The 22,914-nt window shown below is 72.6% G+C and carries 20 protein-coding genes, 1 tRNA gene and 1 pseudogene; 13 read left to right on the top strand and 9 right to left on the bottom strand.

Annotated elements, in window-relative coordinates; translation table 11 throughout:
* Positions 1-131 precede the first annotated feature (131 nt).
* The 5 genes and pseudogenes from RBL05_RS06745 to RBL05_RS06725 all read left to right on the top strand — a co-directional run bounded on the left by RBL05_RS06745 (position 132) and on the right by RBL05_RS06725 (position 5,346).
* Entirely contained in the window at positions 132-2,087 is a 1,956-nt protein-coding gene (locus RBL05_RS06745; protein WP_308740171.1) for a glycoside hydrolase family 2 protein, read from the top strand.
* 8 nt (positions 2,088-2,095) lie between these two features.
* On the top strand, positions 2,096-2,320 hold the full coding sequence (locus RBL05_RS06740; protein WP_308740172.1) for a hypothetical protein: 225 nt from the start codon (positions 2,096-2,098) through the stop codon (positions 2,318-2,320).
* Positions 2,321-2,442: 122 nt separating this feature from the next.
* Positions 2,443-3,464 (top strand): annotated as a pseudogene (locus tag RBL05_RS06735) (RNase H family protein).
* On the top strand, positions 3,461-4,795 hold the full coding sequence (locus RBL05_RS06730; RefSeq protein WP_318604195.1) for a DUF418 domain-containing protein: 1,335 nt from the start codon (positions 3,461-3,463) through the stop codon (positions 4,793-4,795). The pseudogene RBL05_RS06735 and the gene RBL05_RS06730 overlap by 4 nt, the downstream one beginning before the upstream one ends.
* Positions 4,792-5,346: a DUF4031 domain-containing protein gene (locus RBL05_RS06725; protein WP_308740176.1), complete on the top strand. Its 555-nt coding sequence runs from the start codon at positions 4,792-4,794 to the stop codon at positions 5,344-5,346. The genes RBL05_RS06730 and RBL05_RS06725 overlap by 4 nt, the downstream gene beginning before the upstream one ends.
* 5 nt (positions 5,347-5,351) lie before the next feature.
* On the opposite strand, the gene RBL05_RS06720 is transcribed toward RBL05_RS06725, so the two are convergent.
* The 5 genes from RBL05_RS06720 to RBL05_RS06700 all read right to left on the bottom strand — a co-directional run bounded on the left by RBL05_RS06720 (position 5,352) and on the right by RBL05_RS06700 (position 10,989).
* Complete coding sequence (locus tag RBL05_RS06720) at positions 5,352-6,932, bottom strand: sensor histidine kinase (protein ID WP_308740177.1); 1,581 nt, start codon at positions 6,930-6,932, stop codon at positions 5,352-5,354.
* A 31-nt stretch (positions 6,933-6,963) separates the two neighbouring features.
* Positions 6,964-7,686 carry a response regulator transcription factor gene (locus tag RBL05_RS06715; RefSeq protein WP_062948766.1) on the bottom strand — a complete coding sequence of 241 codons (723 nt, stop codon included), beginning with the start codon at positions 7,684-7,686 and terminating at the stop codon, positions 6,964-6,966.
* Positions 7,687-7,740: 54 nt separating this feature from the next.
* On the bottom strand, positions 7,741-8,205 hold the full coding sequence (locus RBL05_RS06710; RefSeq protein ID WP_308740178.1) for a lipopolysaccharide assembly LapA domain-containing protein: 465 nt from the start codon (positions 8,203-8,205) through the stop codon (positions 7,741-7,743).
* Positions 8,206-8,343: 138 nt separating this feature from the next.
* Positions 8,344-9,999, bottom strand: a complete 1,656-nt coding sequence (locus RBL05_RS06705; protein ID WP_318604193.1) for a DNA repair helicase XPB — start codon at positions 9,997-9,999, stop codon at positions 8,344-8,346.
* 132 nt (positions 10,000-10,131) lie between these two features.
* Positions 10,132-10,989: a hypothetical protein gene (locus tag RBL05_RS06700; RefSeq protein ID WP_308740180.1), complete on the bottom strand. Its 858-nt coding sequence runs from the start codon at positions 10,987-10,989 to the stop codon at positions 10,132-10,134.
* Positions 10,990-11,225: 236 nt separating this feature from the next.
* Here RBL05_RS06700 and gndA point away from each other — a divergent pair, with 236 nt between their 5' ends.
* Complete coding sequence (gndA, locus tag RBL05_RS06695; RefSeq protein WP_010551144.1) at positions 11,226-12,686, top strand: NADP-dependent phosphogluconate dehydrogenase; 1,461 nt, start codon at positions 11,226-11,228, stop codon at positions 12,684-12,686.
* A gap of 190 nt (positions 12,687-12,876) precedes the next feature.
* Here the strand turns inward: gndA and RBL05_RS06690 are convergent, their stop codons facing one another.
* The 3 genes from RBL05_RS06690 to RBL05_RS06680 form a co-directional block, all read right to left on the bottom strand.
* The gene (locus RBL05_RS06690) at positions 12,877-13,152 is read right to left on the bottom strand and encodes a hypothetical protein (protein WP_053918986.1); all 276 of its coding nucleotides are present in this window, start codon (positions 13,150-13,152) and stop codon (positions 12,877-12,879) included.
* 176 nt (positions 13,153-13,328) lie between these two features.
* Positions 13,329-13,994 (bottom strand): helicase-associated domain-containing protein, encoded by a 666-nt coding sequence (locus RBL05_RS06685; RefSeq protein WP_318604190.1) that lies wholly within the window; start codon positions 13,992-13,994, stop codon positions 13,329-13,331.
* Complete coding sequence (locus RBL05_RS06680) at positions 13,904-15,487, bottom strand: hypothetical protein (RefSeq protein ID WP_318604189.1); 1,584 nt, start codon at positions 15,485-15,487, stop codon at positions 13,904-13,906. The genes RBL05_RS06685 and RBL05_RS06680 overlap by 91 nt, the downstream gene beginning before the upstream one ends.
* A 64-nt stretch (positions 15,488-15,551) precedes the next feature.
* Here RBL05_RS06680 and RBL05_RS06675 point away from each other — a divergent pair.
* A tRNA-Leu gene (locus RBL05_RS06675) sits at positions 15,552-15,625 on the top strand.
* Positions 15,626-15,674: 49 nt separating this feature from the next.
* Positions 15,675-16,406, top strand: coding sequence for a YggS family pyridoxal phosphate-dependent enzyme (locus RBL05_RS06670; RefSeq protein WP_070501087.1), 732 nt, complete (start codon positions 15,675-15,677; stop codon positions 16,404-16,406).
* A 92-nt stretch (positions 16,407-16,498) separates the two neighbouring features.
* On the opposite strand, the gene RBL05_RS06665 is transcribed toward RBL05_RS06670, so the two are convergent.
* Positions 16,499-17,590, bottom strand: coding sequence for an ROK family transcriptional regulator (locus tag RBL05_RS06665; RefSeq protein WP_308740182.1), 1,092 nt, complete (start codon positions 17,588-17,590; stop codon positions 16,499-16,501).
* A 191-nt stretch (positions 17,591-17,781) separates the two neighbouring features.
* On the opposite strand from RBL05_RS06665, the gene RBL05_RS06660 reads away from it, so the two are divergent.
* The 5 genes from RBL05_RS06660 (at position 17,782) to RBL05_RS06640 (ending at position 22,885) form a co-directional block, all read left to right on the top strand.
* The gene (locus RBL05_RS06660) at positions 17,782-19,089 is read left to right on the top strand and encodes an MFS transporter (protein ID WP_263312039.1); all 1,308 of its coding nucleotides are present in this window, start codon (positions 17,782-17,784) and stop codon (positions 19,087-19,089) included.
* A gap of 355 nt (positions 19,090-19,444) precedes the next feature.
* Positions 19,445-20,578, top strand: a complete 1,134-nt coding sequence (locus RBL05_RS06655; RefSeq protein WP_010551150.1) for a trans-sulfuration enzyme family protein — start codon at positions 19,445-19,447, stop codon at positions 20,576-20,578.
* A gap of 38 nt (positions 20,579-20,616) precedes the next feature.
* Entirely contained in the window at positions 20,617-21,453 is an 837-nt protein-coding gene (locus RBL05_RS06650; RefSeq protein WP_263312038.1) for a transporter substrate-binding domain-containing protein, read from the top strand.
* Positions 21,454-21,459: 6 nt separating this feature from the next.
* Positions 21,460-22,125: an amino acid ABC transporter permease gene (locus RBL05_RS06645; protein WP_263312037.1), complete on the top strand. Its 666-nt coding sequence runs from the start codon at positions 21,460-21,462 to the stop codon at positions 22,123-22,125.
* A complete protein-coding gene (locus tag RBL05_RS06640) occupies positions 22,112-22,885 on the top strand; it encodes an amino acid ABC transporter ATP-binding protein (RefSeq protein ID WP_308740183.1) in 774 nt (257 codons plus the stop codon). Before RBL05_RS06645 ends, RBL05_RS06640 begins: the two co-directional genes overlap by 14 nt.
* Positions 22,886-22,914 lie beyond the last annotated feature (29 nt).

Here is a 22,914-nt window from a genome sequence, read left to right as displayed (position 1 = left end):
CGTGTCCTCCCGCCGCGGCCTGCCTCCCCGTCGGCCGCCCGCCCGGGATTTCCAACGTTGCACATTCCGTGGTGATGGGGTTGACTGGCTCCCGACCGATCACCGCCGATCACGCGCCAGGAGCCTCTGTGATGACCCCTCCGACCCCCGCGCTGCCCGAGGCGCTCGCCGCGCTGTTCAGCCGAGCCGACGAGCTCGCGGCCCAGCTGGATGCCCCGCTCCCCGCCGCATCCGACGTGCCCCGCCCCGAGCACCCGCGCCCCCAGCTGCAGCGCCCCACCTGGCTGAACCTCAACGGGACCTGGCAGTTCGAGATCGACCGCGGCGACACCGGACGCGAGCGCGGCCTGCTGGACCGCGCCCTCGAGGACGAGATCACGGTGCCCTTCGCGCCCGAGACCGCGGCCTCCGGCATCGGCGACCGCGACTTCCTCGAAGCCGTCTGGTACCGCCGCACCCTCACCATCCCCGCGGACTGGGAGGGCCTGCGCCCGATCCTCCGCTTCGAGGCGGTGGACCAGGACGCGACCGTCTGGGCGAACGGCGTCGAGGTCGCCCGCCACCGCGGCGGCTTCACCCCCTTCGCCGCCGACCTCTCCCAGGTCCCCGGCCTGGGCGCCGGCGACGAGGTGAGCATCGTGGTCCGCGCCCGCGACCCGCACGATGCGCCCCAGGCCCGCGGCAAGCAGTCCACCTGGTTCCGCCCCACCCACGCCAACTACCACCGCACCACCGGCATCTGGCAGAGCGTCTGGCTCGAGGGCGTGCCGGCCGACGAGATCCGCTCCCTGCGGATCATCCCCTCGCTCGCTTCCGCCTCCTTCTCGATCGACGTGCCGCTCTCGCGCAGCACCCCCGGCACCTCCCTCGAGGTCATCGCCACGGTGCCCGGCGGGGAGGAGGTCGCGCGCACGAGCGTCCGCGCCGACCTCGACCTCGCCCCGCACCTGTCGCTGACGATCCCCTCCGAGCACGTGCGCGTGTGGGGCGCCGGCGCGCCCGAGCTCTACGCCCTGCAGGTGCGGCTGCTGGACGCCGACGGCGCCGTGCTCGACGAGGTCCGCTCCTACGCGGGCCTGCGCTCGACCTCCCTGAACGCCCACGAGTACCGCCTGAACGGCGAGAAGGTCTTCCAGCGCCTGGTCCTGGACCAGGGCTACTGGGAGGACTCGTTCATGACCGCCCCGTCGGACGACGCCTTCACCACCGACATCCGCCTCGCGATGGAGGCCGGCTTCAACGGCGCTCGTCTCCACCAGAAGGTCTTCGACCAGCGCATGCTCTTCTGGGCGGACCTGCACGGCTATCTCACCTGGGGCGAGTTCGGGGACTGGGGCGTCTCGGGCCTCGGCCCGCTCGGAGACAACCAGCAGCCCACCGCCTCGTTCATCGGGCAGTGGATCGAGGCGGTTGCCCGCGACATCAACCACCCCTCGATCATCGGCTGGTGCCCGCTGAACGAGACCCACCAGATCCTCCACGACCGCTTCACGCAGCTCGATACCGTCACCCAGGCGATGTACGACGCGACCAAGCTCGCCGACCCCTCCCGCCCCGTGCTCGACGCCTCCGGCTACTCCCACCGGGTGCGCGGCGCCGACGTCTACGACTCCCACTCCTACGAGCAGGACCCCGAGCGGTTCCGTGCCGAGCAGGCCGGGCTCGCCGAGGGCCGACCCTTCGCCAACCGCCGCGACCTGGCCCCGGACGAGCACCCCTTCGCCGACGGCGAGTTCTCCCTGCCCTTCGCCGGCCAGCCCTACTTCGTCTCGGAGTACGGCGGCATCTGGTGGAACGAGCAGGAGGCGAAGGAGGCCGCCGAGGCGGCGCGCGCCGGGAACAACGCCGCCGAGTCCTGGGGCTACGGCCAGCGGGTCACCAGCGAGGAGGAGCTCTACGAGCGTTTCGAGGGGCTCACCCGCGTGCTGCTCGGGGACCCGCTGATGTTCGGCTACTGCTACACGCAGATGACCGACGTGTTCCAGGAGAAGAACGGCGTGGTCGACTTCGCCCGCGGCCGCAAGCTCGACCTCGCCCGGCTCCGCGCGATCCAGGAGCAGCCCGCGGCGTACGAGACCGAGGGCTGAGCCTCCGGGTGCTCTCTCGCCCCGTCCTCCTCGACGACGGAGAGATCCGTGGCGCCGACGGCGGCGCGCCCGAGGTGCTGGGGCCGACGGTCGAGGTGCTGGGCGAGCTCGCCGCGAGCGGCCCGGCTCTCGAGGTCGCGATCGGCAACGGCGGCGACGCGACCCGGCTCTACGAGGCCGTCGGCTTCCACAGCGCCCACGTCTACGCGACCTACGAGAAGCCGGTGGGCTGAGCTGGAGTCCGCGGGGCCGTGCTCCGCGAGGCACGGGGAGCGGACAGCGGATCGAGCAGCGGACCGCGAGCGACCGCTGGCCGAAGCGGGGAACGTCGCAGGGCTGTGGAACGATTGCGCCCATGACGATCACCGCTGCGGCCGACGGCTCCGCCCTCGGCAACCCCGGACCCGCCGGCTGGGCCTGGTACATCGACGAGGACACCTGGCGTGCGGGCGGCTGGCCCCACGGCACCAACAACATGGGCGAGCTGAAGGCCGTCCTGGACCTCCTCGAGGCGACGGCCGTGGACGCCGACCAGCATCTGCACATCCTCTGCGACAGCCAGTACGTCATCAACTCCATCACCAAGTGGATGCCGGGCTGGAAGCGCAAGGGCTGGCGGAAGAAGGACGGCAAGCCCGTCATGAACGTCGAGCTGCTGAAGGACATCGACCGCGCGCTCGCCGGGCGCAGCGTCGAGTTCGAGTGGGTCAAGGGCCACGCCGGCCATGCCATGAACGAGGCGGCCGACAAGCGCGCCAACGCCGCCGCGACCGCCTTCGCGAAGAAGCAGGACCCGCAGGTCGGTCCCGGATACCGGGGAGCGGCCCCGCGCAGGGCGGCTCCTCTCCCGCACCGTCGGCCGGCTCCTCGTCGACGGCCTCCCCGTCGGCCGCGCCGTCCTCCTCGCAGACCGGCGCGGCCGGCGATCCGGATGACCTCTTCAGCCTCTTCGACACCGCCGATCCCGCCCCCGCGGCCTCCTGCTCCACCGCGGTCGAGGACACGGTGCTCGTCGCCGACGCCCCCGGCACCAGCGACTTCGAGCAGGTCATCACTCGTGAGCAGGCGCTGCTCACCGACGCGCTGCGCGCCGACGCGCCGAGCGCGGCCGAGCTGCTGCACCCCGCCTTCACCGAGATCGGCGCGAGCGGGCGCAGCTACGACCGCGACGAGATCCTCTCCGCCCTCGCCCCGCTGGCGGACGTGCAGGCCGAGGATTTCCTCGCCGACGAGATCGCGTCCGGCGCGATCCTCCTGCGCTATGTCACCACCGGCCCGGACGGCACCGTCCGCCGCAGCTCGGTGTGGGTGAAGGAGCGGGGCCGCTGGCTGCTGCGTCACCACCAGGGCACCCCGGAGGGCGCCGGAGGACGGTGACCTCCTCCGTCCCGCTCGACGCCCGTGCGGGCGGTCCCGACCTCGCGCGCGGGATCGCCCTGCTCGGCATCGCGCTGGCGAACCTGGTGGGCTGGCTGCACGGCTCCGCCTGGACGGTGCTGCTGAAGCAGCAGGACGCGAGCGCCGCGGACCGCGTCGTGGACGTGCTGCTCGCCCTGCTCGTCGACAACCGCGGCTTCCCGCTGTTCGCGCTGCTGTTCGGGTACGGGATCGGGATCCTCCGCCGCCGCTCCCTCGAGCGCGGGGAGCGCACAGGACGGTTCCTCCGGCGCATGCTGCGCCGGCATCTCGTGCTGCTCGCGATCGGCCTCGCCCACGCGATCCTGCTGTTCAGCGGGGACATCCTGGTCGGGTACGCGGTGATCGGGATGCTCTGCGCACTGCTGATGACCCGGGGCCGGGTGCTGCTCGCCGCCGCCGCGATCGTGACCCTGCCGGCGCTCGGCGTCTGGGGATGGGTGGACGGCACGGTCGGGCTCGGCGGCGGCACCGGCTACGCGTCCGCCTCCGCACCGGACTATCTGGCCGGCGTCGGGATCCGAGCGCCTGACGCCCTGCACGGCCTGCTGCTCGCCCCGATCGAGGAGATCGGCCTGCTCTCCCCGATGGCGCTCGGCGCGCTCATGGCCCGAGGCGCCCTGCTCGAGGACGTCCCCGCGCATCGCCGGCGGCTCGGCCGGCTCGCCCGGTGGGGCCTCGCGATCGGACTGGTCGGCGCGGTGCCGCTCACCGCCGTGCTGGTCCTGGACCCCGCCCATACCCGGCTCGACGCCGAGATCGTGCTGGGCATCCTCGGCGTGCTCCACCAGGTCAGCGGCCTCGCCGGGGCCGTCGGCCTCGCCGCCGGGGCCGCGCTGCTGGCCGCGCGGTGGGACCCGCGCCCCGCGGCGCGTGCACCGGGTGCCGACGGCGGCCCCGCGGCCGCCACGGCCACGCCCACGCCCCTGGCCATGGCGACGGTCACGGCCACGGACCCGCCACCGGTCGGAGCCCGCGGCCCCCTCGGTGCGGCGGTGCGCGCCGTCGAGGCGCTCGGCGCGGTCTCGCTCAGCGCGTATCTCGCCCAGTCGGTCCTGTGCCTGCTCCTGTTCCCGCCGTACACCCTCGACCTCGGCGCGCAGCTCGGCAGCGCGGGCGCCGCGGCGCTCGTGCTCGCCGGCTGGCTCCTCATGCTCCTGCCCGCCGTGCTGCTGCGCCGGAGCGGACGACGCGGCCCGATGGAGCACGTGCTGCGCGTTCTGGCAGGATCGAGCACACCCCGCACGCCGCGCACCGCCTACGCCCACCGAGCCCGCGGAGGAACCCGATGACCGTCTTCGCCGACACCCCCCGCTGGCCCCGCCACGGCACCGTGTGGGGCCATCTCGTCTCGGACCGCTCCCTCGAGGAGCTGCACGAGGCCGCCGCCCGTGCCGGACTGCCCCCGCGCGCCTTCGACCTCGACCACTACGACTGGCCCGCCTCCGCCCGCGAGGACCTCGAGGCCGCCGGGGTGAGCTTCGTCGGCGACCGCGAGCTGACCCGGATCCTGCTGCGCTCCGGGCTGCGGGTGAAGCTCTCCGAGCGTCCCGCCGCCCGCGCCCGACGCAGCGCCGAGCACGCCGCCGCGCTGGGGCTCGATCAGGTCCCGCGGGACCTGATCGTCGGGCTCCTCGGCCACGTCGATCCGCTGCCGGAGGTGCCCGGCGCCTTTCGATTCACCCGCGACCGGCCGCATGGCAGGGCGCGGATCGAGGCGCACGATGCGGAGGGCCGACGGGCCGCCGAGCGACTGCTGCAGCGGGTGGACCTGCTCGCTCGCGCGGCGGGCGAGGAGGGCTTCGTCGGTCAGGTGATGGACGCACCGGCCGCCCACCGCTGAGCGGATCAGTCCTGCGGGTCGGCCCCGTCCGGGCTCCCGTCGGAGCGGGTCAGCGCGCGCAGCTGGTCCGGCTCCACCTGCTGCTCGGGGTCGAGGTCCGTGCCCTGCAGCTCGATCCAGAAGGTCGCTCCGCCCCCGGGCGTCGGCTGCACGCCGATCGCGCCGCGATGCTGCTGGACGATGGTCGCCGCGATCGACAGGCCCAGGCCCGCGCCGCCGCCCTGGCTCGCCGAGCGGACCCGGGAGGAGTCGGTGCGGTAGAACCGCTCGAACACCTTCTCCCGCTGGTCGTCGTCGATGCCCTCGCCGTGGTCGCGCACCTCGATCCGGACCCGGCCGTCCTCGAGGCGGCCCACCGCGAACTCGACCGGCGATCCCTTGGGGGTGTGACGGTTCGCGTTGCCCACAAGGTTCAGGATCACCTGGCGCAGCGAGGCCTCGTCGCCCAGCACCCCGAACGGGACGTGCGGCTGCACCGACAGCGGCGTCCCCTGCAGGGAGACGACCATGACCTGCCGGTCCGGGTCCAGGGCGCGCAGGTCCTGGGCGGCGTCGAAGAGGGCGTCGGTGAGGTCCAGCGGCTCGAGGTCGAGGTCGGGGCGCTCGTCGAGCCGCGCCAGGCGCAGCAGGTTCTCCACGAGGGAGCCCATGCGCCTCGCCTCGTCCTCGATGCGGCGCATCGCGGAGGCGGTGTCCTCATCGGTGCGCAGGGCCCCCATCCGGTACAGCTCCCCGAAGCCGCGGATCGCTGCCAGCGGCGTGCGCAGCTCATGGGAGGCGTCGCCCACGAAGCGGCGCATCCTGGCCTCTGAGGCGGTGGCCTTCTCCTCCGAGGCGGACTGCGCGGCGAAGGCCTGCTCGATCCGCACCAGCATCTCGTTCAGCGACAGCGCGAGGTCGTGCACCTCGAGGCTCGTGTCCGTCACGGGCACGCGCTGGGAGAGGTCGCCCCCGGCGATCTGGGAGGCGGTGGCCTCCACGTCCCGCAGCGGATCGAGCGCCCGATGGGTGACATAGCCTCCCGCGCCCATCCCGACCAGCACCACGAGGGTGCCCACCAGCACGATGATCAGCGCCATCTCGTGCATGGTGCGGTCCACCGAGGTCAGCGGCAGGGCCACGTACACGCTGCCCTTGTCCGGCCCGGAGTTGACCATCGCGATGACCCGCCAGCGGTTCTCGGCGGAGTCCAGCACCGTGAAGGGGCGCCCGCCGCGCTGCAGGATCTGCTCGTCGGTGAGGTCCGGGAACTGCACCGAGACCTTCCCGGGCCCGTAGTGGAAGACCTCCTGCTCGATCGGCTGTCCCTGCTCGTCGCGGATCTCGACCGCGTACTCCACGGGGATGTACGTGCTCGAGGTGATGGCGTCGTCGTCCCCGGCGAGCTCGTGCTGCGCCAGGGAGAGCATCTCGCTGACCGAGGACTGCAGGTTGTTGTCGACCGACTGGATCAGGGTGCGGTTCAGCAGGAACAGCGACAGGCTCCCGGTGACGACCACGCCGAGCACCAGCAGCAGCGAGATCAGCGCGACGATCCGGGTCCACAGGGACATCGGGCGCTCGGTGCGCAGGCTCGGCAGGGCCACGGGGTGGTGCTCCTCGGGTCGGGCGTCGGGGTCAGGCGCCCTCGGCGGCGCGCAGCACGTAGCCGATGCCGCGCTTGGTGTGGATCATCGGCTCGCCCACCACGTCGATCTTGCGACGCAGGTAGGAGATGTAGGACTCGACGATGCCCACCTCGCCGGACCAGTCGTAGTCCCAGACGTGGTCGAGGATCTGGGTCTTGGAGACCACGCGGCCCGCGTTCAGCATGAGATAGCGCAGGAGCTTGAACTCGGTGGGGGACAGCTCGATGTTCACGTCCCCGCGATGGACCTCGTGGGAATCCTCGTCCAGGCGCAGGTCGCCGACGACGAGGGCGCTGTCCACGGCCGTCTCCGAGCCGCCGTGGGTGCGGCGCAGCACGGCCCGGATCCGGGCGACGACCTCCTCGAGGCTGAAGGGCTTGGTGACGTAGTCGTCGCCGCCGACGGTGAGGCCGGCGACCTTGTCCTGCGTCTCATCCTTCGCGGTGAGGAAGAGGATCGGGTACTGCTCGCCGCGGTCGCGCAGGCGGCGCGTGACGGTGAAGCCGTCCATGTCCGGGAGCATCACGTCCAGAACTACGAGGTCCGGCTGGTGCTCGGTCGCCTCTCGGATCGCCTCGTTGCCGGTGGAGGCGGTGAACACCTCGAAGCCTGCGAAGCGCAGGGAGGTGGCCAGGAGGTCGCGGATGTTGGGCTCGTCGTCGACGACCAGGAGGCGTGCCTCGTAGTCGTTCTCCTCGCTCGCAGCAGTCATGGCCCTACCGTCCTCCCTGTGCTTGGGAGATGCCTGGACGTCTCCTGGGCGGCCTCAGCGCAGGGTGCGCTGGGCCTTCTCCTGCTGCTTGCGCAGCTTGCGGATCGTCCAGCCCATCTGGATCATGCGCACCGAGCCGACCAGGGCCATGACCAGCGCACCTGCGATCGCGGCGAGCAGCATCGCGACGCCCAGCGGAAGGTCGAACTCCGCCCCGAAGTACTGGAAGCGGGCCGAGACGTTGTTCTGGATCACGAAGATCAGCAGCAGCACCAGCACGATCGCGCCGAGGATCAGCGCGATCCAGGTCGTCGCGGTCTTGCCGCCGGAGGAGGGCGGGATGTCGGCGGGCTCCTCGGCGGCGGGGCGCCCGGCGGCACGGCGACCGGTCGGGGCGGTGGCAGCGGTGTCCTCGTGACGCGGGGCGGGGGCGTCGGGGGCGGCGTCCGGACGCGGGGCGTCGGCGCGCGAGGCGTCGCCGGTGCCGGAGGTGCGGCTGGGATCGTCGGGTGCGGTCATGTCGATCTCCTGGGGACGGCCGACGGGGCGGCGGGGAAGCGCCGGCGGAGCCGGCGGGGATGTCGTGCGTGTTCACTGTAACGACGTCGCGTCCCCTCGCCGTGGAGCCGGGCCGACGGATATGCGGCCCGGGACCGCTCAGCCCGCGTCGAGCGCCCCGTCCAGCTGCTCGGCGTCCACGATCGAGTAGGCGTAGCCCTGCTCGGCGAGGAACCGCTGACGGTGGGCGGCGAAGTCCTGGTCCTGGGTGTCGCGCATGACGACGGTGTAGAAGTGCGCGGAGCGCCCGTCGGCCTTGGGGCGAAGCAGGCGGCCGAGGCGCTGGGCCTCCTCCTGGCGGGAGCCGAAGGCGCCGCTGACCTGGATCGCGACGGAGGCCTCGGGCAGGTCGACCGAGAAGTTCGCGACCTTCGAGACGACCAGGCGGTCGATCCGGCCTTCGCGGAAGTCGGCGAACAGCTGCTGGCGACGCTTGACCGGGGTCTGCCCGGTCAGCAGCTCCGCGCCGAGGTGCTCGGCGATCTCCTCGAGCTGGTCGAGGTACTGGCCGATCACCAGCAGCGGCTCCCCGGGATGGGCGCGGGCGATCCGCTCGACCACCGGCACCTTCGCGCCGTGCGCGGCGCCGAGGCGGGGACGGTCGGAGGCCTCCGCCATCGCGTAGGCCATGCGGTCCGAGGCGGGCAGGGTCACCCGCACCTCGGTGCAGACGGCCGGGGCGATGTAGCCCTGCGCCTCGATGTCCTTCCATGGCGCGTCGTAGCGCTTCGGCCCGATCAGCGAGAAGACCTCGCCCTCGCGGCCGTCCTCGCGCACGAGCGTCGCGGTCAGACCCAGGCGGCGCCGGGCCTGCAGGTCCGCGGTCATCCGGAACACGGGCGCAGGCAGCAGGTGCACCTCGTCGTAGAGGATCAGACCCCAGTCGCGGGCGCTCATCAGCTCCAGGTGCGGGTGGACGCCCTTCCGCTTCATGGTGAGGACCTGGTACGTGGCGATCGTGACCGGGCGTATCTCCTTCGTGGTGCCGGAGTACTCGCCGATCTCGTCCTCGGTGAGGGTGGTGCGTGCCAGCAGCTCGTCCCGCCACTGGCGGGCGGAGACGGTGTTGGTCACCAGGATCAGCGTGGTGCGCTGCATCGCGGCCATCGCCCCGGCGCCGACCAGGGTCTTGCCCGCGCCGCAGGGGAGGACCACCACCCCCGAGCCGCCGTGGCGGAAGCCGTCCACCGCCTCGGTCTGGTACGGGCGCAGCTGCCAGCCGTCCTCCGCCAGCGCGATCGGGTGTGCCTCCCCGTCGACGTAGCCGGCGAGGTCCTCGGCGGGCCAGCCGAGCTTCAGCAGCGCCTGCTTGAGCGCGCCCCGCTCGGAGGGATGGACCCTGACCGTGGTGTCGTCGACGCGCTCGCCGAGCATGCCCTGGACCCGCTTGGCGCGGGTGACCTCCTCGAGCACCGCGCGGTCCAGGCCGTGCAGCACGAGCCCGTGCTGCGGGTCGGAGAGCAGCTGCAGGCGGCCGTAACGGTCCATCGTGTCTGCCACGTCGATCAGCAGCGAGTGGGGGACCGGGTAGCGGGAGTGGTCCACGAGCGCCGCGACGACGGTCTCCGCGTCGTAGCCGGCGGCGCGCGCGTTCCACAGCCCGAGGTCGGTGATGCGGTAGGTGTGCACGTGCTCGGGCGCCCGCTCGAGCTCGGCGAAGGCCGCGATCGCGATCCGGGCGGCCTGTGCCGAGGGATGGTCGACCTCGAGCAGGAGGGACTTGTCGCTCTGGACGATGAGGGGGCCGTCGGTCATCGGATCAGGCTACGTCCAGTCCGGGCCGGGGAGGGGGCGACGTGAGGGGCGCCTCCCCGGGCCGGCACGTGCACGAGCCCGCGCTCCCAGGACGGGGCGCGGGCTCGGATGCGGGGTGCGGCGGGGCCGGGATCAGGCGGGCAGGGACGGGGTGCGCCCGTTGACCCTCTCGTAGAGCCCGATCTGGAGCAGCACGGTGAAGGGGATGACCGCGATGAAGCCGACGACCAGCGTCCCGCCGACCGAGGAGACCACCATCGTGATCAGGAAGCCGACGATCGTGACGCCGAGGTTCGACGTGGCCGTCGAGACCGACTCCCGCAGCGCCTGGCCGGGGGACGCTCCGCGCAGTGCCGCGGGGATCGCGTAGAACAGCAGCACGGCGGCGATGATGCCGGGCAGGTAGAGGAGCACCGAGCCGATCATCACGATCACGAGCACCAGCACGGCGGTGATGACCACCCGGCCGGGGCCGGTCAGGCCCTGCCGGAAGCTCGGACGCTCGCCGCCGGCGAGGATTCCGCCGGCCTGCGCGGCACCGGCCTGCCACAGCGCTCCGATCACTCCGGTGACCAGCACCAGCACGAAGCACAGCGCGAAGATCACGATCATCTGTCCGAAGGAGGGATCGCCGCCCGCCGACGAGGACGTCTCGACCATCGCGATCGAGAGGAACAGCGTGAGGGCGAAGCCGACGCCGAGCACCACGACCATGGCCACGGCGTAGAGCGCGCCGACGCCCAGCAGCGCGGCCGCGCCGCGCAGCAGGCCGGTGCCCGCGAAGCGCAGGCCCGCCCCGAGGTCGGCGCCGAGGTCGGTGCCCGGGGCCGGGCCGGGAGCGCCGGCGGTGCCCTGCGGTGCGGCACCGGGGGAGCCGTGGGCCGGTGCGCCCTGCGGCTGTGCGCCGTGGGCGAAGGGGTCCTGCCCGTACGGGTCGTGGTCGCGCGGGGCGCCGGGAGACGGCTGCGGATCGTACGGGGATTGAGTCATCGGGTGGCTCGCTCTCGAGGTGTGTCCGGGCGTGCGGGGAGAGCATCCTCCCGCTTTCCCGGGGCGACGGTACCGTGTCGGCGGCCACCCTCGCGCGGCAAGCGCTGGCACACGGGAACGTCTCGGGCCGGAATTCCCTAGGATGGACCGCGATGGGTCGGGCCCGCGATGCCCGCCGACGCCCTCGGCGCCGCGGTTCGGCCCGGCTCGACAGTCACACGATCTGAGGAGAACCCATGGCCAGCTTTGCTCCGTCCCCTGCCGATGTCGCGGACATCGGCGTCACCGGTATGGCGGTGATGGGCTCGAACCTCGCTCGCAATTTCGCCCGCAACGGCTTCAAGGTCGCGATCCACAACCGCTCCGTCGGCAAGACCGAGACGGTCATGGACAACTACGCCTCCGAGGGCGAGTTCTACCCGTCGGAGTCCATGGCGGACTTCGTCGCCTCCCTGCAGAAGCCGCGCGTGGCGATCATCATGGTCAAGGCCGGCAAGCCCACCGACGCCGTGATCGACGAGCTCGCCTCCCTCATGGAGGAGGGCGACATCATCGTCGACGCGGGCAACGCCCTGTTCGGCGACACCCGTCGTCGTGAGGCCGCGCTGCGCGAGAAGGGCCTGCACTTCGTCGGCTCCGGCGTCTCCGGCGGTGAGGAGGGCGCCCTGAACGGCCCCTCGATCATGCCCGGCGGCACGAAGGAGTCCTACGACCGCCTCGGCCCGATGTTCGAGAAGATCTCCGCCCACGTGGACGGCGTCCCCTGCTGCACCCACGTCGGCGCCGACGGTGCGGGCCACTTCGTGAAGATGGTCCACAACGGCATCGAGTACGCGGACATGCAGGTCATCTCCGAGGCCTACGACATGATGTCCAAGGCGCTCGGCATGGGCGCCTCCGAGATCGGTGACGTCTTCGCCGAGTGGAACAAGGGCGATCTGGAGTCCTTCCTCATCGAGATCACCGCCGAGGTGCTCCACCACACCGACCAGACCTCGGGCAAGCCCTTCGTCGACGTCATCCTCGACCGCGCCGCCCAGAAGGGCACCGGCGCCTGGACCGTGCAGACCGCGCTGGACCTCGGCGTCCCGGTCACCGGCATCGCCGAGGCGACCTTCGCCCGCTCCACCTCCGGCTCGACCCCGCAGCGCGAGGCCGCCCGCGGCGTGCTGAAGGCCGAGGCGCAGACCCTCGAGATCGCCGACAAGGCGCAGTTCATCGACGACCTCCAGAAGGCGCTGTACGCGGCGAAGCTCGTCTCCTACTCGCAGGGCTTCGACGAGATCGCGGCCGGCGCGAAGGAGTACGGCTGGGACATCGACCTCGGCGCGATGGCGCGGATCTGGCGCGGCGGCTGCATCATCCGCGCCCGCTTCCTCAACCGCATCACCGAGGCCTACGAGCGCGACGCGAACCTGCCGCTGCTCCTGGCCGATGCGTACTTCACCGAGGAGATCGCCAAGTGCATCCCGGCCTGGCGCCGCATCGTCGCCTTCGCGGCGGCCTCCGGCTACCCGGTCCCGGTCTTCTCCTCGACCCTGTCCTACTACGACGCGGTGCGCGCCGAGCGCCTCCCGGCCGCCCTGGTCCAGGCCCAGCGCGACTACTTCGGCGCCCACACCTACCAGCGCGTGGACACCGAGGGCACCTTCCACGTCGAGTGGACCCAGGACCGCCGCGAGACCAAGCAGGACTGATCGACGTACTGCGAGGTACGAGCGGCAGGAGATCAGTCGATCGGACGCAGGACTGATCGACGTACTGCGAGGTACGAGCGGTAGGAGATCAGTCGAGTCGATGCAGGACTGATTACTTGGCGTCAGCACCGCTGATCCACGAAGGCCCCGGACCGAACGGTCCGGGGCCTTCGTGCTGGAGTCGGTCGACTCAGTAGGTCTCGAACGAGGCCGTGAAGGCGCCCGTGAGCAGGAGCAGCAGGTTGACGCCGATGACCAGCACAGCCCAGATGATGTAGGCGATCCAGCCCCACTTGTAGTACTTGTTCGCGGTCGCGAGATCGGTGTCGGCCTTGGTCAGGCCGAGGATCGCGAGCACGATGGTGATGATGTTGAAGAAGCAGAGCACCGAGACGACGAGCTGCACGATCCACTTCGTCTTGGAGACCGGAGCGCCGGTGCTCGCAGCGTAGGGCTGGTTGGTCATGGGAAACCCCTCTTTCCTGATGATCATGCCCCGAGACGGATGCGCCCGGGCCCAGGGAGGCGCTGAGGTCGCCCCGTGCCTGGCGAGCGGAATAGTACCCCGATGCAGGAGGTGCTCCGCCATGGGGAGCGCTCCCCATGGACCGATCCGTGACCTGCACCGGCGCAGGGGCGTGCTCAGCCGAGCGTCACCCGGTGCACGAGCACCGTGAACTCCTCCTGACTGCCGGACTCGCGGGCCCGCAGCCGGCCGCCCTCCAGGGAGAGCGGGAGGGCCTGCTTGACGACCACGCCGCCCTGCCCGTCGACGATGCCGAGCGGGATCGCGGTGGACCGGGCGATCGCGTCCAGCAGCCGGTCGGTGACGCTGAGGTCGGTGCCGCCCTCCTCGGCGTCGCGGATCCGTGCGACCGCCTCCGCGGCGGGGATCCGCAGCTCCGGACCTTCGACGGTCACGAGATCGGGATCGACCGGTCCCGGGCGCAGCGAGTGCGACAGCTCCTCGGACACGGGCTTGCCGTCGGGGCCGACGGCCTGCGGCGACAGCCCGGCCTGCCGGGCGATCTGCAGGGCGAAGCCCGGATCCGAGAGGGTCACGGCGACGGTCGGCGCGAGACGGTGCAGCCCCAGCGGCACCGCCTCGGACGCGGCCTGCAGCAGGTCCAGCACCTCTGGCTCGGCGGTGAGGACGGTCGAGGCGCGGGAGACCTGCACCCGGCCGTGCCGTCGCTGCTCGTCGCGCAGGAGGTAGGTCAGGGCCTGCGGGACGGGGGAGCGGGAGACGTCCTCGAGCAGGGCGAGCAGCGCCTCGGCATCGCGGCCGTCGCCGAGGGCCCGCCGCACCGTGGCGGCGCTGAAGCGGAGCGTGAGCGCGCCTCCCGGGAGATCACCTCGGTCCAGTCCAGCAGCGGCAGCAGGCGTTCGGCGGGGCGGCCCGGGATCACGGCGGTGAGGTCCGCGTCCAGCAGCACCTCCTCGACCGGGGCGGGGGCGACCTCCTCCAGCGCCGCCGCGAGGCGGGCGTCGGCGGTGGTGATGTCCTCGTCGAGGGCCGGGACCAGGGTCTGGCCGAGCACGGTGAGGCTGCCGGCGTCGAGCACGCCGAGTGCCCGGCCCTCGACCAGCAGTGCCGAGGTCTCCTCCCGCAGTACCTCCGAGGGCACCAGCGGGAACGCCCAGGCGAGCGCCGCGACGAGCGAGTCCTCGGTCGCGTCCACGCCCGGACTCGTGCGCAGCAGGCGCAGCAGGCTGCCGCGCCGGGTGCGCACGCCGTCGCGTCGGGTGAGGTCGGACAGCAGCGAGCGCCCGGTGCCGGAGGAGTCGGGGGTGCCGACCACGGCGGCGAGGTGGTGCCCGCGTGCCCAGGCGAGCACGAGCTCGGCCCAGCGCTGGGACGGGGGCAGCATCCGGTGCACGTCCCAGTCGCGGGTGGGATGCCATTCCTGGCCGTCGTGCCCGATGAGCCCGGCCTGCCAGGCGCTCTGCAGAACGGTCGCGTGGTCCAGCAGCGGGGCGCCGGCGCGTTCGGCGAGGCGGCGCAGGTCCCGCTGGGGGAGTCCTCCGCGCTTGAGCACCCCGGGCGGGTCCTCGTCGAAGCCGCGCACGGTGCCCAGCAGGCGCAGCGCCTCGAAGGCCCGCTCGACGGCCTGCGCGGTGCGCGAGCCAGGGATCCGCTCGGTGACCTCGGGGCCCTCGGGCACGGGGCGCTGCGCCGTATGGCTGCGACGCACCCTCCCGTCGCGCAGGGCGAGGTGCACGGAGCGGGGGATGTGCAGGCTCTCCCCGTCGGGCTCGACGATCCCGGCCTGGCGCAGCGCGGCGGCGAGCTTCCCGCTGCCGGTGACGGCGCTGGGCCCCCAGGCGAGCGCGTCGAGCGCCGGGCCGAGCCGGTCGCGGGCCGCCTCGACGCGGCGCGCGGCCTCCTCGGCGTCGGGATCGGAGGCGGTCGCGGCGGCGAGCCCGGCCGGGGCGCGCAGGCCGTCGCGCAGCGGCCGCAGCAGGTGCAGCTCGTCCTCGCCCCACACGATCGCGAGGGTGATCAGCCGCTCGAGGGACGGGGCGATCGTCGCCGGATCGGAGGAGACCGCGGCGGCGAGCGAGGCGGGGGAGGAGCCGTCCTCGAGCACGGCGAGCGCCTCGACGAGATGCAGCTCGGGCAGGGTGAGGGAGTCGAGCGCCCGACGGGCCGACGTGCTGCCTCCGGCGCGCGCGGCCAGGGGGCCGATCCCCCGGGGCAGGGGCGAGGCGAGATCCGGTCGGGCGACGAGCAGGGCCTCGAGGCGGTCGTCGCCGAACCGTCGCAGGGAGTCCGCGAGGGACCGGATCACAGCGGTCATGATGCATTCCAGCATAGGGTGACGCCGCCGCCGGTCGCACCACCGCGAGCGCCGGCGCGTGCACGCCCCCATAGCCCAATCGGCAGAGGCGGCCGCCTTAAAAGCGGCACAGTGCGGGTTCGAGTCCCGCTGGGGGCACCGGATGCCCGCGTCCCGGGCACGCCCGGGATCGGCCACAATGGAGGTCATGACCGCCTCCTCCGCCGACCCCCAGCTCATCGCCCGCCTCCACGAGGTGCTCGGGCGGATCGATGCCGCCGCGGCCCGTGCAGGGCGCGACGGCGCGGAGATCACGCTGCTGCTGGCCACCAAGACCCGCACCCCAGCCCAGATCGCGGAGATGATCGAGCTGCTGCAAGAGCGCGGCCGACGGATCGCGGTGGGAGAGAACCGGGCCCAGGAGATCGCCAAGCACGAGGACCCGCTGCTCGCGGGCAACGGCGTGCCCCGGCACTTCATCGGCCGGCTCCAGACGAACAAGGCCCGCGACGTGATCGCCTTCGCCGAGCTCGTGCACAGCGTGGACCGGGACGACATCGCCGACGCCCTGGAGCGCCGGGCCGAGCTCGCGGACCTCCGCCGCGACGTGCTGGTGCAGGTCAACACCTCCGGCGAGGAGTCCAAGGGCGGCTATGCCCCGAGCCTCGAAGCGCTCGCGCCGATCGTGGAGCGCCTGCGCGGCAGCGAGCACCTGCGCCCCGTCGGCCTCATGACCATCGGGGCGAACACGAGCGACGAGACCGCGGTGCGCGCCTCGCTGCGCTCCCTGCGCGAGCTGCGCGACGCGCTGCGCGAGCGGCTCGGGATCCCCGAGCTCACCGAGCTGTCGATGGGGATGAGCGGCGACCTCGAGATCGCCGTCGAGGAGGGCGCGACCATCGTGCGCGTCGGCTCGGCGCTCTTCGGCCCCCGGGACTGACCCGGCTCCGGCGAGCGGCGTCCCGGCGCTCGACCCGGCCCCTCGGGCCGCCCACTCCGGGCCGACGCGTCACTCCGGGCCGGCCCGCCGCGTCACTCGGGGCCGACGAGCACCTGCGGCAGACCGTACTCGTGCTCGAGCACCTCGCAGGCCGCACCCACGGCGATCAGGTCCATGCCGCGGGTGGAGAGCATCACCTCGACGTGCACCCACGGCTCGTCGCTGAGCCCGGCGGTCAGCGCCTCGCGGATCGCGTCCATCGACGCCTCGTGCTGCTCGTGGACGGTCCGCCCGCCGAGCACCACGCGGTCCACGTCCACCAGGCGCACCAGGTTCACCACCACCTCGGCGAGGATGCGAGCGGCGAGCTCGTCCTCCCCTCGCTCGAGCGCGGCCCGGTGCTCCCTCTGCGCGCAGCCGCGGCGGCCGCAGGGGCAGGGGATCCCGTCCATCCGCACCACGGTGTGACCGATCTCGCCGGCGTGGGAGTGGGCGCCGCGCACGATCTGGTCGTCCAGGCACAGCGCCGCCCCGAGCCCGTCCTCGACCAGCAGCAGCGCGGCGTTGCGGAGCAGCCCGGGCTGGGACCAGGCCTCGCCGACCAGCGCCGCACGGGAGTCGTGGTCCAGCAGCACCGGCATGCCGAGCTCCTCGGCGAGCAGGCGGCGGATCGGCGCGCCCCGCCAGGGATCGGGGTCGGAGGTGCCGCGGTAGACGCCCTCCTCGCCGTCCACCGGGCCGGGCATCCCGACGCCGACGCCGAGCAGGATCCCCGGGCCGACGTCCTGCAGCGCGCGCGCCTCGTCGGCGAGCGTGGCGACCAGCTCGGGCACCGGCTGGAGGCGGCCGATCTCGAGCTCGCGGCGCTCGAGGATCTCCCCGGTGAGATCGACCACGACGGAGTGGAGCCGCGAGCGGGTCAGGTGCAGCCCGATCGCACGGCGCGAGCCGGGGACGATCTCGTACAGGGTCGTGGGCTTGCCGGGGCCCGAGGTCACGGTGCCGGCCTCCTCGACGAGGCCGCGCTCCATCAGTCGAGCCAGGATCTTCGAGATCGCCTGCGGGGTCACCTGCAGCTCCTGGGCGAGGCCGGAGCGGGAGACCGGGTCGCCGCGGCGCGCGACGGCGAGGACGGCGGCGTCGTGCGCGCCCGCCATGCGGTCCAGCGGGGTGGTCGGTCTCACGCGGTCATCCTCGCACGCCACGACGCTGTGACCGGGCAGCAGCGCTCCGAGGCGAGGTGCCGCGCTCCTGTGTGATCCAACAGATCCCCGCCACCCCCTTGACCCAACGCAACAGCGTTTGCTTATTCTTGTGCCCCGGGTCGATGGAGCCCGTCCCCTGACCGTCCGCTCCCGAACTCCGAGGTCCCCTCATGACCCTCCTCGACACCCCGCGCCCCGCCTCCTCCGAGCTCAGCCCTACCCGCGTCCGCCTCGCCCTGCTCGCGATCGCGCTGGGAGGCTTCGGCATCGGCGGCTCCGAGTTCGTCTCCATGGGCCTGCTGCCCGGCATCGCCCACGGCCTGCTGCCCGAGATGATGGCCGCCGACCCCGAGGGCGGCATCGCCCGCGCCGGCATCGCGATCACCGCCTACGCGCTCGGCGTCGTCGTCGGCGCCCCCGCCCTGGCGCTCCTCTCGGTGCGCTGGAGCCGCACCACGATGATCATGCTGCTCGCGATCGCGCTCGCCGTCGGCACCCTGCTCTCCGGCATGATGCCGACCTTCGAGCTCACCGTGCTCGCCCGCTTCGTCGCCGGCATCCCGCACGGCGCCTACTTCGGCGTCGCCTCGCTGCTGGCCGCCTCGCTGATGGGCCCCGGAAGCCAGGGCAAGGGGACGGCGCTCGCCCTGTCCGGGCTGACCGTCGCGAACCTGATCGGCGTCCCGATCCTCACCGCCGTCGGCCAGGCGGCCGGCTGGCGCGTGGTCTACCTGCTGCTGGCCGGCGTGTTCGTCGCGACCTTCGCAGCCCTCTACCTCACCGTCCCGCACCAGGAGAAGACGATCGGCCGCCGCATGGTCGACGAGCTCGTGGCCCTCAAGCGCCTCCAGCTGTGGGTCGTCATCGGCATCGCCGCGGTCGGCTTCTCCGGCGCCTTCGCCGTGTTCAGCTACGTCGCCGACATCACCACCCAGGTCACCGGCGCCCCCGAGAGCTCGGTGCCGTGGGTGCTCGCCGCCGCGGGCCTCGGCATGACCATCGGCAACATCGTCGGCGGCGTGACCACCGACCGCTCCCTGAAGGGCACGCTGCTGATCGGCTTCCCGCTCTACATCACCGCCCTCGTGGTGCTCTTCGCCGTCGCCCACACGTCGCTGACCGCGCTGATCATCGCGTTCTTCGCGGCGAACCTGGTGAACTCCTCGCTGAGCCCCGCGATGCAGACCTGGATGATCCGCATCGCCCACCGCTCCGAGCTGCTGGGCGCCTCGATGAACCAGGCCGCGTTCAACGTCGCCAACGCGCTCGGCGCCACCCTCGGCGGTGCCGTGATCGCCGCGGGCTTCGGCTACGAGGCGCCGATGGTGGTCGCGATCGTGCTGGCGAGCACCGGCTTCGCCATGGTCGTCACCACGCTGATCGCGCTGAAGGTCCGCTCGCGCCGCACCCTGCAGGTGCTCAGCGAGCACGAGGAGACCATCACCGGCTCGATCCCCGTCGTCCCGGCCGGCGTCTGAGCGCGACGAGCGACCCGTCGGCGCCGGACGCCGACGAGCGACCCGTCGGCGCCGGATCCCGCTGGACCCCCGCCGCGAGGGCCCGCGACCATCACGGTCGCGGGCCCTCGTGCATCCTCGGGGCCGACGGCCGCCGCGTGCGCCGTGTGCGCCGGACCGCCGGGTGGGCCCCGCAGCCTGCCGTGGGTCCGAGGCGCGGCTCGGCGGGAACGGGTCCCACGTCCCTGCCCATAAAGCGGTCTTGGGCGTAGCATCGGCTCCACTTGGACGTCACAGTCGTTCATCCCAGCTGGCCTCCGGGGAGGCGGCGACCTAGTGTGGCCGCATCCCCGACGTCCCCCGATGAGGAGCTGCCGTGCACATCCAGACCGCCGCCGTGCATACCCTGCGCGATTTCGAGCACGGAGCCGTCGTCCCACCGGTGCACCTGGCCTCGACCTTCGAGCTCGACCCCGCCACCGAGGACGGCGCCTACGCCTACCAGCGCGGGGCGAACCCCACCCGCGCCCAGCTCGAGCAGGTCCTCGCGGCGCTGGACGGCGCCCGCCACGGCTTCGCCTTCGCCTCCGGCATGGCCGCGACCGCCGCCTCGCTGTCCACCCTCGAGGTCGGCGACGAGGTGATCCTCCCCGCGAGCGTCTACGGCGGCACCTATCGCCTGGTCGACCTCGTGCTGCCGGGACGGGGCATCACCGGCCGCTTCGTCGCGGACCTCGCCGAGCTCACCGACGAGGACTTCACCCCCGCCACGCGCGCCGTCTTCGTCGAGACCCCCGCGAACCCGACCCTGCGCATCACCGACCTGCGCCGCATCGTCGAGCTAGCCCACCGCCACGACGCCCTCGTGATCGTGGACAACACCTTCATGACGCCTGTGCTGCAGAAGCCGCTCGCGCTCGGCGTCGACATCGTCGTGCAGTCCGCCACGAAGTACCTCGCCGGCCACTCCGACCTCCTCGCCGGGGCCGTCACCACCGACGACGACGGGCTCGCCGACGCGCTCCGCCTCGCCCAGAAGGCCCAGGGCGGGGTGCTCGGCCCGCAGGACTCCTTCCGCCTGATCCAGTCGATCAAGACCCTCCCGCTGCGCCTGGAGCGCCAGCAGGCCAACGCCGAGGCGATCGTGGAGCATCTTCGCGGTCACGAGCGCATCGCCCGGGTCTGGTACCCCGGCTCGCACAGCGAGGAGGAGGCGCGCCTGCACGACGCCCAGGCCACGGGCCGCGGCGCCGTGCTCTCCTTCGAGCTCGCCGACGGTCTGGACCGCGTCGCCTTCCTGCGCGCCCTGCGCTACCCGGCCTACGCGGTGAGCCTCGGCGGCGTCGAGTCGCTGATCTGCCGCCCCGCCACCATGACCCACGAGGCGATGACCCCCGAGGCCCAGGCCGCGGCGGGCATCAGCACCGAGATGCTGCGCCTGAGCGTCGGCATCGAGGACCTCGCCGATCTCCTCGAGGACCTCGACCAGGCCCTCGCCGCCGCCGGCTGACCCGCCCCCGACCGCTCCCCACCGCAGAGGACATCACCATGAGCCCCGCCCCGCGCCCCACCCGTCGCCTCGCCCTCGCCCTCGGCGGCACCTCCGTGCTCGCCGTCCTGGCGGCCTGCAGCTCCGAAGGAGGCTCCGGCGCCTCCGACGGCGGCGGCAGCGGCGAGGACGTCCTCGCCCGCATCCAGGAGAGCGGCACCGTACGCATCGGGCTCGAGGGCACCTACCGCCCCTACGCCTTCCACGACGGCTCCGGCGAGCTCGTCGGCTTCGAGAAGGAGATCGCCGATCGCATCGCCGAAGGACTCGGGGCGACGCCCGAGTACGTCGAGACCGAATGGGACTCCCTCATCGCGGGGCTCGACGTGGACCGCTACGACCTCGTGGTCAACAACGTCGGCATCACCCCCGAGCGCGAGGAGGTCTACGCCTTCTCCGAGCCCTACGCCCGCTCGATCGGCCGGGTCGCCGTGCCCGCGGACTCCGAGGTGCAGACCCTCGCCGAGCTCGACGGCGCGCGCAGCGCCCAGACCGCGACCAGCAACTGGGCCGCCCAGATGGAGGATCTCGGCGCCGAGATCGTGCCGGTCCAGGGCTTCGCCGAGGCGATCGAGCTGGTGCTCCAGGGCCGGGCCGACGCGACCGCGAACGACCTGATCTCCTTCCAGACCTACCAGGAGGAGCATCCGGAGGCGGACTTCCGTCTCCTCGACGAGGAGCTGCCCGACGAGACGACCGTCGGCGTCATCATGCAGCAGGGGCAGGAGCCGCTGCTGACCGAGGTGAACGCGATCCTCGAGGAGATGAAGCAGGACGGCTCGCTCACCGCCATCTACGAGGAGTGGGTGGGTCAGGACATCACCCCGGAGGGCTGAGGCGCCGTGCCCCGCTTCCTCGAGCTGTGGATCGAGTCCTTCCCGCGGCTGCTCGCCGCGCTGGTCCAGGTCACGATCCCGCTGTCCCTGCTGTCCTTCGCGATCGCGCTGGTGATCGCGGTGCTGGTCGCGCTCGCGCGCCTGTACTCCCCGGTGCCGCTGAAGGCTCTGGCCTGGGCGTATGTGCAGGTGTTCCGCGGCACGCCGCTGGTGGTGCAGCTGTTCATCGTCTACTTCGGGCTCCCGGGCATCGGCATCGAGCTCGCCGCCTTCCCCGCAGCCGTGATCACGCTCGCGCTGAACACCGGCGCCTACGCCTCGGAGGCCGTGCGCGCCTCGATCCTCTCCATCCCGCGCGGCCAGTTCGAGGCGGCCAGGTCCCTGAACCTCTCACGCGCGGCGACCTTCCGCCGCGTCGTCGCCCCGCAGGCGATGCGGATCGTGCTCCCGCCGCTCGCGAACGACTTCATCGACCTGGTCAAGGGCACCAGCCTGGTCTTCGCGATCACGCTCATCGACCTGTTCCAGGTGGGCCGGCAGGTCGCGGCGACCACCTACGAGCCGCTGATCATGTACACCCTGGTGGCCCTGATCTATCTCCTCGTGGTGTCTCTGCTGAGCCTCGGGCAGAACCAGCTGGAGAGGAAGGTGTCCGCCCATGTCCGCGCCTGAGAACGCTCCCGACGCCCGGCCGCCGCTGAGCGTGGCCGGCTTCCGCAAGACCTTCGGGCAGCTCGTCGCCCTCGAGGGGGTCTCGCTGGAGATCGAGCGCGGCACCACGACGGTGCTGCTGGGCCCCTCGGGCTCGGGCAAGTCCACCCTGCTGCGCTGCCTGAACCTGCTCGAGCAGCCCGATGCGGGGACCCTCGACCTGGGCGACGGCCCGATCGACGTGGGCGGCAGGCTCCCGGCCCGGACCGTCCGGCAGATCCGCTCCCGCTCGACGATGGTCTTCCAGCAGTTCAACCTCTTCCCGCACCTGACCGCCCTCGGGAACGTCACCCTCGCCCCGATCGAGAACCTGGGCCTGGACCGGGCGGAGGCCGAGACGCGCGGGCGCGAGCTGCTGGGGAAGGTGGGTCTCGCCGACAAGGCAGAGGCCTATCCCGACCGGCTCTCCGGCGGCCAGCAGCAGCGCGTCGCGATCGCCCGGGCGCTGGCCATGGACCCCGACGTGCTGCTGTTCGACGAGCCGACCTCCGCGTTGGACCCCGAGCTGGCCGCAGAGGTGGTCGCGGTGCTCTCCGACCTCGCCGCCGAGCACCGCACCCTCGTGGTGGTCACCCACTCGCTCGCCTTCGCCCGACGGGTCGCGGACCGGGTGGTCTTCCTCGAGGACGGGCGGATCCTCCAGGACGGCAGCCCGGAGGAGTTCTTCTCCAGCATCGACGAGCGCCTGCGCCGCTTCCGCGAGGTGATCAGCTCCGTCTGAGCCGGCGGGGCCCGGCGCCTGCACGAGGA

Origin of the sequence: Brachybacterium sp. GU-2 (assembly GCF_030866705.2) — a bacterium.
GTDB lineage: Bacteria > Actinomycetota > Actinomycetes > Actinomycetales > Dermabacteraceae > Brachybacterium > Brachybacterium conglomeratum.
This window is presented reverse-complemented; position numbering and strand designations above follow the sequence as displayed.